This window comes from Metaclostridioides mangenotii (genome assembly GCF_018917235.1).
Classification (GTDB): domain Bacteria; phylum Bacillota; class Clostridia; order Peptostreptococcales; family Peptostreptococcaceae; genus Metaclostridioides.
In genome coordinates this window covers 123102-137833 of record NZ_JAHLOF010000003.1, presented here as the reverse complement: position 1 = coordinate 137833, position 14732 = coordinate 123102, and the positions used below count along the sequence as shown (strand labels likewise).

15 protein-coding genes and 1 tRNA gene are annotated in these 14732 nt (G+C 31.1%); 13 read left to right on the top strand and 3 right to left on the bottom strand.

All coding sequences use genetic code 11. The features are described from left to right. Positions 1-2 precede the first annotated feature (2 nt). Complete coding sequence (locus KQI18_RS05995; RefSeq protein ID WP_216466806.1) at positions 3-209, bottom strand: hypothetical protein; 207 nt, start codon at positions 207-209, stop codon at positions 3-5. Between the two features lie 101 nt (positions 210-310). Here KQI18_RS05995 and KQI18_RS05990 point away from each other — a divergent pair, with 101 nt between their 5' ends. The 13 genes from KQI18_RS05990 to KQI18_RS05930 all read left to right on the top strand — a co-directional run bounded on the left by KQI18_RS05990 (position 311) and on the right by KQI18_RS05930 (position 13063). Then, on the top strand, positions 311-2095 hold the full coding sequence (locus KQI18_RS05990) for a B12-binding domain-containing radical SAM protein (protein WP_216466805.1): 1785 nt from the start codon (positions 311-313) through the stop codon (positions 2093-2095). A 10-nt stretch (positions 2096-2105) separates the two neighbouring features. After that, positions 2106-3251, top strand: a complete 1146-nt coding sequence (locus KQI18_RS05985; protein WP_216466803.1) for a tetratricopeptide repeat protein — start codon at positions 2106-2108, stop codon at positions 3249-3251. Between the two features lie 45 nt (positions 3252-3296). Further along, positions 3297-4208, top strand: a complete 912-nt coding sequence (locus KQI18_RS05980) for a bifunctional enoyl-CoA hydratase/phosphate acetyltransferase (RefSeq protein ID WP_216466801.1) — start codon at positions 3297-3299, stop codon at positions 4206-4208. A gap of 257 nt (positions 4209-4465) precedes the next feature. Next, complete coding sequence (locus KQI18_RS05975; protein ID WP_216466799.1) at positions 4466-4792, top strand: PadR family transcriptional regulator; 327 nt, start codon at positions 4466-4468, stop codon at positions 4790-4792. A 1-nt stretch (position 4793) separates the two neighbouring features. Then, positions 4794-5606 (top strand): permease prefix domain 1-containing protein, encoded by an 813-nt coding sequence (locus KQI18_RS05970; protein WP_216466798.1) that lies wholly within the window; start codon positions 4794-4796, stop codon positions 5604-5606. Between the two features lie 363 nt (positions 5607-5969). After that, positions 5970-7646: a formate--tetrahydrofolate ligase gene (locus tag KQI18_RS05965; RefSeq protein ID WP_216466797.1), complete on the top strand. Its 1677-nt coding sequence runs from the start codon at positions 5970-5972 to the stop codon at positions 7644-7646. Between the two features lie 115 nt (positions 7647-7761). Beyond that, positions 7762-8394: a cyclodeaminase/cyclohydrolase family protein gene (locus tag KQI18_RS05960; RefSeq protein ID WP_216466796.1), complete on the top strand. Its 633-nt coding sequence runs from the start codon at positions 7762-7764 to the stop codon at positions 8392-8394. 24 nt (positions 8395-8418) lie between these two features. Continuing rightward, entirely contained in the window at positions 8419-9288 is an 870-nt protein-coding gene (locus KQI18_RS05955) for a bifunctional 5,10-methylenetetrahydrofolate dehydrogenase/5,10-methenyltetrahydrofolate cyclohydrolase (protein WP_216466795.1), read from the top strand. Between the two features lie 141 nt (positions 9289-9429). Beyond that, positions 9430-10104, top strand: coding sequence for a methylenetetrahydrofolate reductase C-terminal domain-containing protein (locus tag KQI18_RS05950; protein ID WP_216466793.1), 675 nt, complete (start codon positions 9430-9432; stop codon positions 10102-10104). A gap of 27 nt (positions 10105-10131) precedes the next feature. Beyond that, positions 10132-11016 carry a methylenetetrahydrofolate reductase gene (locus KQI18_RS05945; protein WP_216466791.1) on the top strand — a complete coding sequence of 295 codons (885 nt, stop codon included), beginning with the start codon at positions 10132-10134 and terminating at the stop codon, positions 11014-11016. A 22-nt stretch (positions 11017-11038) separates the two neighbouring features. Next, a complete protein-coding gene (gene lpdA, locus KQI18_RS05940) occupies positions 11039-12418 on the top strand; it encodes a dihydrolipoyl dehydrogenase (RefSeq protein ID WP_216466789.1) in 1380 nt (459 codons plus the stop codon). A gap of 116 nt (positions 12419-12534) precedes the next feature. After that, positions 12535-12915, top strand: coding sequence for a glycine cleavage system protein GcvH (gene gcvH / locus KQI18_RS05935; protein ID WP_216466787.1), 381 nt, complete (start codon positions 12535-12537; stop codon positions 12913-12915). A gap of 56 nt (positions 12916-12971) precedes the next feature. Continuing rightward, a tRNA-Ser gene (locus KQI18_RS05930) sits at positions 12972-13063 on the top strand. A gap of 227 nt (positions 13064-13290) precedes the next feature. Here KQI18_RS05930 and KQI18_RS05925 read toward each other — a convergent pair. Beyond that, positions 13291-14133, bottom strand: a complete 843-nt coding sequence (locus KQI18_RS05925; RefSeq protein WP_216466785.1) for a DUF6544 family protein — start codon at positions 14131-14133, stop codon at positions 13291-13293. Further along, the gene (locus tag KQI18_RS05920; RefSeq protein ID WP_216466784.1) at positions 14123-14572 is read right to left on the bottom strand and encodes a MarR family winged helix-turn-helix transcriptional regulator; all 450 of its coding nucleotides are present in this window, start codon (positions 14570-14572) and stop codon (positions 14123-14125) included. Before KQI18_RS05920 ends, KQI18_RS05925 begins: the two co-directional genes overlap by 11 nt. Positions 14573-14732: the final 160 nt, after the last annotated feature.

Here is a 14732-nt window from a genome sequence, read left to right as displayed (position 1 = left end):
CACTAATTATTACTGTGAGTTTCTAGATAATTTATGAAGTCACTTTCAGTAGTATTAGTTAAGAAGCATAATTCTTTAACTATATTGTTTCTAAGGTCGATAAAATCATCAAGCTTAGTATTTTCATTAGTAAATTCTAAAGCTTTTATTATAAGCAATAGATCTTTTTTCGATAGTGAGTCGATAGACACTTTATCTATTGATTCCATAATCAACTTCCTTTCTAAAATAATAATATTTTTTATACATATATCATTTTAACCCATAAACACGTTAAAAAATAGTATAATTTTAAAAAGAGGTGAAAATTTTGAAGATATTACTAACAACTTTGAACTCAAAGTTTATTCATACAAACCTAGCAATAAGGTATCTAAAAGAGTTTGCAAAGGATATTACCGATATAGAAATTAGAGAGTACACGATAAATAACGATTTAGACTATATTCTAAAAGATATATATAGACATGATTACGCCGTAATACTATTTTCAACGTATATATGGAATATTGAAGATATAGTAAGATTATGTGACAACCTTAAAAAAATATCCAAAGATACTAAGATAGCACTTGGAGGACCAGAAGTAAGTTATGATAGTGTAAAAGCTATGGAAAAATACGATTTTGTAGACTATATACTTTATGGTGAGGGAGAAAAGATTTTCAGAGACTTAGTTCGTCATATAAAAGGAGAACTTGATATAAGTGAAGTAAAGGGAATTGTTTATAGAAAAAAAGTAGCAGATAAAACAAATTCCAATATTATAGATAAGATTATTTTAAATGAACCTATGGAGCTTATTGACGATTTAGATATAATACCAAGCCCTTATAAAAATATAAATAGAGACGAATACGAAAATAAGATAGTATATTATGAATCATCTAGGGGCTGTCCGTTTGACTGTCAGTACTGTTTATCTTCTACCTTAGAAGGTCTAAGATATTTTAGTATAGATAGGATTAAAGAGGATTTGAAGGCGCTTATTGATGCGAGGGTATCCCAAATTAAGTTTATAGATAGAACATTTAATGCTAATAGAAAAATAGCTATGGAAATAATGGATTTTCTTATGAAAAATGATAATGGATTTACGACATATCATTTTGAGGTTACTGCTTACCTGATAGACGACAAGATGCTTGAATTTTTAAAGGACTGTAAAGAAGGGCTTTTTCAATTTGAGATTGGTGTACAGTCTACAAATGACAAAACCTTAGAGGAAGTAGGAAGAAGAGATGATTTTGAAAGATTATCTCATGTTGTAAGAAGGGTAGAGTCGTATAGAAATATTCACCAACATCTGGATCTAATTGCAGGTCTACCATATGAAGACTATAATAGTTTTGAGAAATCATTTAACGATGTATTTAATTTAGATATTGAGCAATTACAACTTGGATTTTTGAAAATGATTAAGGGTACAGGTATCAGAGAAAATGCGGACAAGCATGGTTTTAAATACAAGGATTATCCTCCATATGAGGTACTTTATAACGATTACATGAGTTATTCTGATATACTTAAATTAAAGGATATAGAAGAAATTTTAGAAAGATATTATAATTCTAAGAACTTTTTGCTTTCTATGAAGTTTATTATAAATAAATACTATAAAGAGAGTCCGTTTAAGTTTTTTGAAGCTTTTGCAACGTATTTTGATAAGAATGGATATTTTGACTTGGCTCAAGGAAAAAATCAGTTGTATAAGATACTGCTTGATTTTTACAGTGAAGAAATAGGTGTAGATACAGATGTATTTAGAGATATTCTGAAATACGATTATGTATCTCTTGGAAAGAGTTCAAATATACCTGATTTCTTTGTTAGAGATGAATTAGAAGATTTTAAAAATAGATGCCATATATTCCTAAAAGACGAAGACAACTTAAGATTATATTTACCAAATTATAAAGATACACCAGCAAAAAACATAATAAAATATGTACATTTTGAAGTGTTTGATTACAATGTAGTCGATTTAAAAGATAATATTGACAGCAGGGTTATAAAAGACAAAAACGTTGTGCTATTTGAGTATGGGAACAAAAAAATATTTGATAAATCCAAAGCTTATAGCATACAAATATAGGAGGTATAGCATGAAATTTTTAATAGAAAAATATATACTTAATAAAGCTGAAGAACTAGCCTTTATTACCATAAAAGACGATAGTGACTTCCATCTTGATGGTTATGAAATACCAAAAGGTGGTATTGATGTACCTATTAAAAATGAAGTGCTAGTAAAGGGAATTAAAGAGAACACTGCTCAGGACAGAATTAGTTCTATGTCTATTGCAGATGCAATGATATATATAATGGGTATAGACAGTAATTTTAAACACAATAAAGAATACGAAAAATTTTTAAAGGCGCTTGAATTAAAAACTGATCTAGAGTTGAAAGCTTATATGGGTTATATGTCTAGAAAGTATTTTGAGATAGGAGAATTTAAAGATGCTCTGATCTATTTAAAGGCATTAATAACGATGTTTGAAGATGATTTAGATGGAATATACCATTATGCAATTGTATGCCAAGAATTGGCGAAACAATATCAGAAAGACTCAGAAGAAGAGCCAATGGGAAAATTCCTTCTAGAATCTATCGATAAACTTGAAAAAGTTTTAGACTTAGATGAAAATTTCGCACTTGCATACTATCACTTAGGGTATCATTATTACAACCAAGCTCAGTATATAAAATCAAAACTTATTTGGGAAAAAGCAATAAGCTTAGGAATAGAAGAAGATTTATATGCAGAGGTTCAAGAAAATCTTGGAAAAATGGATTTTAAAGTTCAATACGAACAAGGGTACAGTTTAGTGCTTCAAGGTAAAGGAAAAGAGGGGTTAGAAAAGTTACTTCCTCTGGAAGAAGAGTATTCTGATTGGTGGAATTTATTATTTATGATAGGTCTTGGTTATAAAGAGATAGGTGACGTTGAAGATGCAAAAAATTACTTTGAGAAAATACTAATTTTAAAACCAGAGCAAGTAGATGCTATGGTAGAGTTAGGTCTATTAGAAGCGCAGACAGGAAATTTAGCTGGAGCGATAGATTTCTTTCAAAGAGCAGCTAAAATAAAGGAAGATCCAGAAATTTTATGTAATTTAGGTATGGCATATTTAAATAACGGAGAATTAAATGAGGCAATATATTATGTAGAACATGCACTTGAGTTAGATCCGCAAGATGAGATAACCCTTGCGTGTCTACATGAAATAAATAAATATAGACAATAATTAGAATCTGACAGATATTAGCAAATAATATTAGGGGGGATTTAATTGATTAAAAAACTAGATGAGATGTTTAAGCAACTCGAAGGAACAAATAAGGGTATACTTTCAGTAGCAGCGGCACATGACGATGAGGTTTTGATGGCAATAAAAGATGCTGTAGAAAGAGGCATTATAACTCCTATATTAGTTGGAAACAACGACAAAATTGTAAAAATATCTAAAGAAATTGGATTTGATCTAACAGGGATAAGAATTATTGATGAAGAAGACTTACAAAAATGCGCTGAGATAGCAGTGAAATTAGTATCTCAAAATGAAGCGGATTTCGTAATGAAAGGACTTTTAGATACTTCTATATTATTAAAAGAAGTACTAAACAAAGAATACGGACTTAGAACTAATAATCTACTTAGTCATGTAATGATGTACGAATTAGAAGAGTATCACAAACTTTTGATCATAACTGATGGAGGAATGAACATAGCTCCAAATTATGCACAAAAAGAGCAAATATTAGAAAATTCTATAGAAGCTACCAAAGCGCTTGGTGTATGCAAAGTAAAAGTGGCTTGTTTAGCAGCTAAAGAAAAAGTTAATCCTAAGATGCTGGCAACAATTGATGCGGATTTATTAGCACAGGCTTGCAAAAAAGGGAGATTTGGAAAAGATGTTGTTGTAGAAGGCCCACTTGCATTTGATTTAGCAGTTTCTAAAGAAGCAGCTGAAATTAAAGGATTTAAGAGCAAAATATCTGGAGATGTAGATGTTTTACTAGTGCCTACTATCGAAGTTGGAAATGGAATAGGAAAAGCTCTGACTTATATGGCTGATTCTAAATCAGCTGGCATTGTTATGGGCGCAAAGGCTCCAATAGTATTAACTTCTAGAGCAGATTCTCATGAATCAAAGTTGTATTCAATAGCTTATGGAGCATTGATTGCGACTAATAATGAATAGGTTTTTAGGACAAAATTTTATAAATTTATATTTAAAGGTAGTGTAATAGTTTTGAATAAAACTATTACCTACCTTTTATTTTTTATAATTTTATTATAGTACCCTACGTATATTTAGTTAAATATTCTCAGTTTCTTAGTATATCAAATTTATTATCTTCTTAAAAGATAAATACCTTGCATTATATAGTAGTATATAATACTATATTGATATGTACATTGTATTATAGAGTAATATATAAAAAGTAGGTGAGATATTTGGAATTAAATAAGGAAGTTTTAAAAGGTCATATCGATACTTTAATACTAGCAATTCTTAGAGAGAAAGATTGTTATGGATATGAGATAGCTAAAAATGTTCGAGAAAGAAGTTTGTTTGAATTAAAAGAAGGGACTATGTATTTAGCTCTTAAGAGAATGGAAGGTAAGCGACTAATAAAATCTTATTGGGGAAGTGAAAGTTCTGGGGGGAGGAGAAAATACTATAATTTAACCGAAGAAGGAAAAGAATTCTTGGAAGTTAAAAAACAGGAATGGTATTTTATCCAAGAAGTTATGAAGGAATTTTTAGGAGAGGAGAGTTAGAATGAAAGCAATTGACGAATATTTAAATAGTATTTATAAAAATAATAAAAGTGATGAAATACTTGAGTTAAAAGAAGAGATGAAAGAACACCTTATTGAATCTGTAAATGATATTGTAAGTGAAGGACACAATAAAGATGAAGCTATCAAAATGGCTATTAGTAGGTTTGATGGTGGAATTGAAATGAGCGAAGAAATAAATACTGAATTTATTGAAAAGAATCATATAAAAAAGTTGAGAAATTTATTTTTTATATTTTTGACACTTACACTTGTTAGTATTTTTATTGGATATAACAATGCAACTATGTCAATAGAGTCAAATGAGGCATCAAAAGTCGAAGAGAAACTGAAATATAGACTTAATAAAATTATAGATTCAAAGGATATTAATGATATATCAAGTTACGGAAGGCAACTAGATAAATTATTAGATGAGAACGAGTTTAGTAAAATAGCTTCCATAGATATTTATAATAAAATAAACTACATACCTATACCAGAAAATATTTCAAAACTTAATAAGTATGAAATTACAAATCTTCCTGGCCCTGAAGAAAAGTATAAAGGAAGAGAAGAAAATCTTATATTTCGTCATGGATCTAAAGAGATTGAAGAATATTTTGTATTTGATGGTGAAACTCAAAAAAACGAACTAGGACAAAGATTATATTACTCAATAAAATTTGAACACTTGTGGTATTGTGGACTAGAAATGAAGGTATCCATCGTGTTGGGAGTTATTTCTTTAGTTATATTTGCAAATTTCTATAAAATAGAATCCGAACATTTGAGAAAGAAAGATAAAAAATAGAATGATTGTAAAAGAATGAAAAATAGAATAAATTAAAAATTTAAAATATATGTGTATTTATTTTTATATTGTTTTGCTTGTAAATAAAATTTTTATCGATGTTTTTATTTGAATTTTCAAATAAATTTAATGTCATTAGATACCTTGATTTTACAATAAATAAACATCATTCACTAAATTTATATATATTATATTATAATTATAGAACATAAGGTTTGAAAATTCTAAAAATTTGATAAAAATCGATGTATTTTGTATACAATAAAAATTTGGTTAAAACTATTTAAACTTAAAATATTATAGTATAATTGTAAATACGAACTAATAATAGTTTTATATTTTAAGCTTAGGAGGCGATTAGGTATGGGATTTAAATCAGACATAGAAATTGCACAAGAGGCTACACCAAAACAAATAAAAGAAATAAGTAAGAAGTTGGGTCTTACAGAAGACGATATTGAACTGTACGGAAAATATAAAGCAAAATTAGATTACAATTTGCTAAATAATGGGACAGGTAAGAAAGCTAAACTTATCCTTACAACAGCAATTAACCCAACACCAGCAGGAGAAGGAAAAACTACGACTACAATAGGCGTTTCAGATGCTTTGACTAGATTAAATAAAAATGCAATAGTTGCTCTTAGAGAACCATCTTTAGGACCTGTATTTGGAATCAAAGGCGGAGCCGCTGGGGGTGGTTATTCACAAGTAATTCCTATGGAAGATATAAATCTTCATTTTACTGGGGATTTCCATGCAATAGGAGTAGCAAATAACCTATTGGCAGCTTTAATAGATAACCATATACATCAAGGAAATGCTCTTAATATAGATCCTAAGAGAATTACCTGGAGAAGATGTATGGACATGAACGATAGACAACTTAGAAATATTATAGATGGATTAGGTAAAAAGATAGATGGTGTTACTAGACAAGATGGATTTGATATAACTGTTGCATCAGAAGTAATGGCAGCATTTTGTCTTGCTAATAGTATTACCGATCTTAAAGAAAAATTAGGAAAGATAATCATAGGTTACAATTATTCTGGTGAGCCAGTAACAGCGAGTCAACTTAAAGCTAATGGGCCTATGGCGGCACTTTTAAAAGATGCACTAAAACCAAATCTAGTACAAACATTAGAAGGAACGCCTGCATTTGTACATGGTGGGCCATTTGCAAATATAGCACATGGATGTAATTCAGTAATAGCTACAAAAATGGCAATGCACTTTGCTGATTATGTTGTTACAGAAGCTGGATTTGGAGCGGATTTAGGAGCTGAAAAATTTATAGATATAAAATGTAGAATGTCAGAAATTAATCCAGATGCAGTAATCATAGTGGCCACAGTAAGAGCACTAAAATACAATGGCGGGGTAGACAAAGCAAATCTAAACGAAGAAAATCTAGAGGCTCTTGAAAAAGGTCTTCCAAACCTATTAAAACATGTAGAAAATATTACCCAAGTATTTGGGATACCTGCGGTAGTAGCTATAAATAGATTCCCTCTTGATACAGAATCAGAACTTAAACTTGTAAAAGATAAATGTACAGAGTTAGGTGTAAATGTAGCTTTATCTGAAGTATGGGCTAAAGGTGGAGAAGGTGGAATTGAAGTAGCTGAGGAAGTTCTTAGACTTATTGATGAAGAAGAAAATAAGTTTGCTTATGCATACGACTTAAATGACAGTATTAAGGATAAGATAGATGCGATAGCTACAAAGATATACGGTGCTGATGGTGTAGATTATACAAAAGAAGCTGACAAAGAAATTGCAAATTTAGAGAAGCTAGGTTTTAATAATATACCGATATGTATGGCTAAAACTCAGTATTCACTAACAGATGATCAAACTAAGCTAGGTAGACCAACAGGGTTTAGAATTACAGTAAGACAAATTAATGTATCTGCGGGTGCAGGATTTATAGTAGCTCTTACAGGCGAAATAATGAAGATGCCAGGTCTTCCAAAAGTACCTGCTGCTGAAAGAATAGATGTAGATGAAAAGGGAGTAATCTCTGGATTGTTTTAGTTCAAACAATTATCTTTAAAAATTACATTTACAATTAGATATTATAGAGCTATAATATTAGAAACAATTTTTTGTTATTTGCAAAAATTGTGAAAGATTCAGCGGGAGGATATAGATGAATATTTCGAATAAAAGTTGTATAGACTTCGTAAGTGAATTAGCATCAAAGCAGCCGGTTCCAGGCGGAGGAGGTGCAGCAGCATTAGTCGGAGGAATTGGTGTAGCGCTTAGCAGTATGGTTTCAAACCTTACTGTAGGTAAGAAGAAATACGCAGAACACGAGGAAAGCCTTCAAGAAATTTTAAAAAAAGCAGAAAAATTAGAAAACGAGCTATTAAGAATGATTGATGAAGATGCAGAATGCTTTTTACCTTTATCAAAAGCTTACGGACTTCCAACTGAAACTGATGAAGAAAAAATAATAAAGCAGGAGACAATGGAAAAAAACCTTAAAATGGCCTGTGAAGTTCCATTAAATATAGTTAGAGCGTGTCATAATTCTATTAAACTACATGAGGAATTAGTAGATAAAGGTTCGAGATTGCTGATTAGCGATGTCGGCGTTGGAGTACAGTGCCTTAGAGCGGCAATTTTATCTGCAAAATTATGTGTATTTATAAACACTAATTCAATAAAAGACCGTGAATATGTGGATAGAGTTGAGAGTGAGGTTAATTCATTAGTAGAAGATGGAGTTAGAATCTGTGATGAAGTTTACTTAAAAGTAGAAGCGATAATAATAAAATAGGATCAAAAGAGGAGTTGTGTATAATTGAAGTTTGATTTAGAAAGAGGACAAATAATCAAGGGTAAGCCAGTGGCTGATAAAATTAGCGAAAAATTAATTGAAGAAGTAGAAGAAATAAACAGTTCTGGTAAAATACCAAAGCTTGCTTTAGTAAGAGTTGGTGAGAGATCTGATGACTTGTCTTATGAAAGAGGGGCATTAAATAGATGCGGTAAAATTGGTATAGATACTGACGTTATCGTGTTAAAAGAAGATGTCACTACTGATGAATACATAAAAACTTTGAATAGACTAAACGAAGATGATTCTATAAATGGAATCCTTTGTTTTAGACCTCTTCCAAAACATTTGGACGAGAATCTAATAAAATACCAAGTATCTCCTCTAAAAGATGTAGACTGTTTTAATCCGATAAATTTAGCAAAAGTTGTAGAGGGTGATCATGGTGGTTTTCCACCGTGTACTCCTACAGCAGTTGTGGAGATACTAAAACATTACAATGTTGACTTAAAGGGGAAAAATGTAGCAGTAGTAGGAAGATCTTTAGTAGTTGGTAAACCTGTATCAATGCTTCTTTTAAATGAAAATGCAACTGTAACAATTTGTCACTCAAAAACTGATAATTTATCAGAGGTTTGTGCAAATGCAGATGTTTTGGTTGCTGCAGTTGGAAAAGCAAAGATGATAGATGATAGTTATGTAAAAGACGGGGGCGTAGTAATTGACGTTGGTATAAATGTAGATGATGAAGGTAACTTATGCGGAGATGTTGATACAGAAAAAGCATCTAAAAAGGCATCTCTTATAACACCAGTTCCGGCTGGCGTTGGATCTGTTACAACTTCGATTTTAGCTAAACACGTGCTAAAGGCCTATAAATTACAAAATTCATAAAGTTAAAATTAAGAAAATTTGAAATTATTTAAACTGAGGATCAGATTAAATATTGTATTAAATATTTAAAAAATGTGAAATCAATGTAGTAGACTTTAAGAGAAGGACATTTAGTAATAGGGTTTTTACGGGGGGTTAATTATGATTATATCTGAGAATAAAGATATAAAAGAAACGATTGAGATGATAGGGGAATCTAAAAAATTGATACTAGTTGGCTGTAACCAATGTGCTGCAGCTTGCAAAAGTGGTGGTGAGACTGAAATTGATGAGATGAGGGTCCATTTAGAAGGACTCAATAAAAAGGTTTTAAAAGAATTAATTTTAGATCCAGCTTGTAATTTGCTAAAAACCAAAAAAGAGATTAAAGCTCTTGAAGAAGATATAAAAGAGGCTGATGCGATACTTTCATTGGCGTGTGGAGATGGGACTCAAACATTGGCAAAAGTTATACAGGATAAGCCTGTTTATCCAGCTAATAACACTCTCTTTATTGGAGAAGTTCAAAGAGTAGGAAAGTACGAAGAAGCGTGTAGAGCTTGTGGAAAGTGCGAACTGGGTTGGACTGGCGGAATATGTCCAATGACATCTTGCGCAAAAGGTCTTATAAACGGAGGTTGTGGTGGATCTCAAAATGATAAGTGTGAGGTCAATGAAAACAACGACTGCGCTTGGGTAAAAATTTATGAAAGATTAGAATCTATAGGTCAATTAGAGAACTTAATAGAAGTTAGAGCGCCAAAAGATTTTTCAAAGAAGAATTATAAAGTACGTTTAGACAATAGGAAACAGAGGGGGACAGCTAAAAATGTATAGTTTTTAGTTGGGGGTATGGTGAGATTTATGAGTAGATTAGAAAAATTATTAGAGGATGGAAAATTTGTAATAACTGCAGAGATAGCTCCACCTAAGGGTATTGATTTTACGAAAGTTAAGGAAAGTGCAGAATTGCTTCGTGGAAAAGTGGATGCGATAAATATTACAGATTTTCAGCTTTCGGTAATGAGAGCGACATCTTTATCGACCTGTAAAGTAATAAAAGATATGGGAATAGATCCTATTCTTCAAATGACAGGTAGAGATAGAAATAGAATAGCGTTACAGGGAGAAATGCTTTCTGCAGGGGTCTTTGGTATCGAAAATATACTAGCGCTAACAGGGGATCACACATCGTTAGGAGATCATCCTCAAGCAAAGGCTGTATTTGATTTGGATTCGGTTGGAATATTACAAGCAGGTCAAGCATTGACATCTGGATTTGATATGTCTGGTAATGAGTTAAAAGGAACTCCAGAGTTTTATTTTGGAGCGGCGATATCACCAGGGCATACAAATTTAAACTTACAGACAATGAAGATGAGGAAGAAAATAATTACAGGCGCGAAGTTTTTTCAAACTCAAGCTGTATTTGATATAGATGTAATGAGAAATTTTAGAGAGATTACAAAAGATATGGAGTACAAAATACTTTGTGGAGTGCTGCCTTTAAAATCTCCACGTATGGCAAGAATGATGAATGATAGGATACCTGGAATATTTGTTCCAGAGGATCAAATAGAGAGATTAGAATCAGTAGGAAAAGAAAACTGGAAGACAGAAGGTTTAAAAATAGCTGCGGAATTAATTAGGGAATTGAAAAATGAGAAGTTGTGTGATGGAATACATATAATGACAATTGGAGCAGAGGACAAAATTCCAGAATTATTAGAATATGCAGATTTACTATAATAATACGCTTGGAGGTAATTAGATGAACATAGTGATTATAGGAGGCGGTCCTGGAGGATACGTAGCGGCACTAAAAGCATCTATGTTTGATGTAGAAGTTACTGTTATTGAAAACTACAAAGTGGGTGGAACTTGTCTAAACTTCGGATGTATTCCGACCAAATCGTTACTAGCATCAGCAAATGTACTTAATACAGTATTGGGTGCAAAAGATTTTGGTATCAATATTGATGGAAATATATCTATAGATTATCAAACTGTTATCTCAAGAAAAGACAAGGTAGTAGATCAACTTGTAAAAGGAGTTGAATTTTTACTAGAAAAAAGAAAAGTAGAATTAATTAATGGATATGGAAAGCTTATAGATAGAAATACTGTTGAAGTTACAAAGAAAGATGGTACAGTAGATAAAATTAAGGCAGATAAAATAATACTTGCAAATGGATCTAAACCTGTTATACCGGATATATTCCCTTACGATGGCAAGGTTGTCATAACAAGTGATGATGTTCTTAGCCTTAAAGATTTACCACAATCAATGTTAGTAGTTGGAGGTGGAGTAATAGGTTGTGAGATAGGTCAATTTTTTAGATCTATGGGAACCGAAGTTACAATAGTTGAAATGGCAGATCAACTTCTAATCAATGAAGACAAGGATATAGTAAAACAGCTAGTCAGACAGTTTAAAAAAGATAAGATAAAAATGATTACAGGTACTTCTGTTGTTAGTTGCAAGGTAGAAGAAGGTAAAGCTGTAGTTGAGCTGTCTGACGGTAAAAAAATAGAGACTCAATATGTACTTGTGTGTGTTGGCAGAAAGGCAAATATTGATGGAAGCGGAATTGAAGATATAGGAATTGAAACAAAAAAAGGTAAGGTTTTAGTAGACAAATATCTTCAGACTAGTACTGAAGGAATATACGCTGTAGGAGACATTATAGATACTCCGTTTTTAGCACATGTTGCATCAAAAGAAGGAGAAGTAGCTGTAGAGAATGCTTTAGGAAGAACTAGAGAACTTAATTATACAGCTATTCCAAGATGTGTCTATACTGAACCTGAAGTAGCTTCAGTTGGAAAAACTGAAAAAGATTTAAATTCTGAAGAGATACCGTATAGAGTAGGTAAATTTGAATTTAGAGGACTTGGAAAAGCGCAAACTATAGGAAAGTTCCAAGGATTTGTAAAAGTTATTGTAGGAGAAGATAATAGGATTTTAGGAGCATCTATTATAGGAGCAAGTGCTACAGAACTACTTACAGAACTTACTTTAGCAGTGCATTTAGGGCTTACGGTTCAACAAGTAGGAGATGTGATACATCCACACCCAAGTTTATCTGAAGGATTAATTGAAGCTCTTAATGATGTTAACGGAGAAGCCATACATTCTGTCGGAAAATAAAAGGATTAAATAATTAACTATACTTAAAATTATCATAATGATATGATATAATGAGGCTTAAATAGAATATAGGATAAACTTTTTTTAAGGTTTAATTTACGTTAGGGGGTATATTTATGAAATTACTACAAGATATAAAATATTCAAGTGATCATGAATGGGTGAAAGTAATCGATGATGATACAGTATATATAGGAATAACAGACTTCGCTCAAGATCAGCTAGGAGAGGTGTTATTTGTTGAGATGCCAGAAATTGGAGATCAAATTAGCATAGGAGATGACTTTGGTGTTGTTGAATCATCTAAAGTAGCATCAGATCTTATAGCTCCTATTAACGGGGAAGTTGTAGAATTAAATGAAGCTTTAGAAGATGATCCAGGTTGTATTAATGAAGATCCTTATGGAAGCTGGATAATTAAAGTAAAAGTTTCAGATACAAATGAGATAGATGATCTACTTAGTGCAACTGATTATGAGGCTACTTTAGAAGATTAATCTATTTAAGTTGACCTAAGTTGGGTTTTGATATATAATTTAGTCATGTGACAAGTGGAGAAGTACTCAAGTGGCTCAAGAGGATCCCCTGCTAAGGGATTAGGCTGGGTTAACCGGTGCGAGGGTTCGAATCCCTCCTTCTCCGCCATACATAGATTAAGTCAATAAATTTTAAAATTTAATAAATAAATAAATGAAAAGCCTTTTGAATTATTCAAAAGGCTTTTATTGTATAGATAATATACAGATATTTTTTTGTGAAGATAATTATTTTGGTGACACCTATATATGTGTAAAAACCGGTACTTGATGGGAATTATCCCAATTATCTACCGGTTTTTGTTATGAACATTAGTACAATGCAAATTATGGGTATCAATTGTAAAATATATTATCAGCATCAAAATACACAGAATCACTACTTTTAAAGTTCCAGATAGCTTTTAAATTAGTAGGTCTTTTAACACCATTAAATTGTTTATATGATCCATATAGACAAGACCATTTTTCGAAGGATTCAGTAGATGTATTGTACCTTTTATCAATCGTTAGTTTTATTATCTCGTATTTTTCATTAAAGAAAACAGTTCCGATTTCAATTAAATTACCATCTTTTACAGTTACATTTATTGAATATTCATCTATTTCTTCAAATAAAAATTTATCACTTAAAAATATAGATGGAAATAACATTCCTTCTGCTATGTAAGTAGTCAGTTCACCTCTGTCCATATGATTACCTATCTCATTAAAAAGGGTTATGTTTTTTGCTATAACACCTTTCATAAATCCCTTTTGATTCTCATATACATCTAGACCTTGAAATGGTACGCCATACATTTTAGAATCGATTAGTGCAAATCTTTTTATATTGTCTGCAAATAAATTTACAGTAAAATCTATCTTTATTTTAGGTTTATCCTTATCCAATAGGAAATCTACATCCTTGCAATAAAATTTAATGTGACTTACTTTATTAGTATTTAAATAACCGTTGTTGAGTATATATTTCTGTAACTGAACAGGGATGTTTTCGAGGTCGTCTAAAGTAATACTTCCATTTACTTTAGCGACATCATTTGAAATATTATTTACAAGTCTTTTATAATCGTTTAAAACTGGAGAGTAGGGAATATTAAAATATATAAAAATCAAAATTATTATAATAATAGTTAATATTATTTTCATAAGTCTTCCTTTCACAGAATTATTTTTCATGCAAGCTTTCTTCCATCTCATATATATTTACTGTTAATTTACTTATAGCGTCGAAAAGGTTTGATATTTCATTTTCTTTAAAATCTTTAAATACATTTTCAACAAATTCATTTTCTTTTTCTTCTCTCAATTCAAAGATTTCATCACAATATGTTGTTGGAACTACTAGAAGCGATCTAGCATCTTTACTGTTGTTTTTTAATTCTATTAAACCTTCTCTTTCAAGATTAAGAGCTAATTGCTTCACATTTTGTCTGCTACTGCCGATTGTTTCTGCGAGATTAGTAAGAGTCGCTTGACCTGAGGGTGTTTTATAAAGAGCGGCTATTAATAACCATTGTTTAGTTGTTATGTTTTCGAATGTCTTGTCTCCAAGGTTTTGTAGCTTATTAGCAAGTATAAAAATACTGCCAAATATATAAGCTTTCTTTTCAATCATTATAATACCTCCATTAAACGTAATATATTACCTTAATAATAAGTAATATATTACGCATTGTCAATGCATACATAAAAAAATCTTAGATACTTAATAATCTTTATAACATCTTTATATATTATTAATTTTTCTAAACACTGTCTTGATAAAAATCCTGGTA

Excerpts from the sequence above, each read along its gene's own strand:
- KQI18_RS05995 (WP_216466806.1), bottom strand. The coding sequence starts at position 209 with ATGGAATCAATAGATAAAGTGTCTATCGACTCACTATCGAAAAAAGAT.
- KQI18_RS05985 (WP_216466803.1), top strand. The coding sequence starts at position 2,106 with ATGAAATTTTTAATAGAAAAATATATACTTAATAAAGCTGAAGAACTA.
- KQI18_RS05970 (WP_216466798.1), top strand. The coding sequence starts at position 4,794 with ATGAAAGCAATTGACGAATATTTAAATAGTATTTATAAAAATAATAAA.
- KQI18_RS05965 (WP_216466797.1), top strand. The coding sequence starts at position 5,970 with ATGGGATTTAAATCAGACATAGAAATTGCACAAGAGGCTACACCAAAA.
- KQI18_RS05960 (WP_216466796.1), top strand. The coding sequence starts at position 7,762 with ATGAATATTTCGAATAAAAGTTGTATAGACTTCGTAAGTGAATTAGCA.
- KQI18_RS05950 (WP_216466793.1), top strand. The coding sequence starts at position 9,430 with ATGATTATATCTGAGAATAAAGATATAAAAGAAACGATTGAGATGATA.
- KQI18_RS05945 (WP_216466791.1), top strand. The coding sequence starts at position 10,132 with ATGAGTAGATTAGAAAAATTATTAGAGGATGGAAAATTTGTAATAACT.
- lpdA (WP_216466789.1), top strand. The coding sequence starts at position 11,039 with ATGAACATAGTGATTATAGGAGGCGGTCCTGGAGGATACGTAGCGGCA.
- gcvH (WP_216466787.1), top strand. The coding sequence starts at position 12,535 with ATGAAATTACTACAAGATATAAAATATTCAAGTGATCATGAATGGGTG.
- KQI18_RS05925 (WP_216466785.1), bottom strand. The coding sequence starts at position 14,133 with ATGAAAAATAATTCTGTGAAAGGAAGACTTATGAAAATAATATTAACT.
- KQI18_RS05920 (WP_216466784.1), bottom strand. The coding sequence starts at position 14,572 with ATGATTGAAAAGAAAGCTTATATATTTGGCAGTATTTTTATACTTGCT.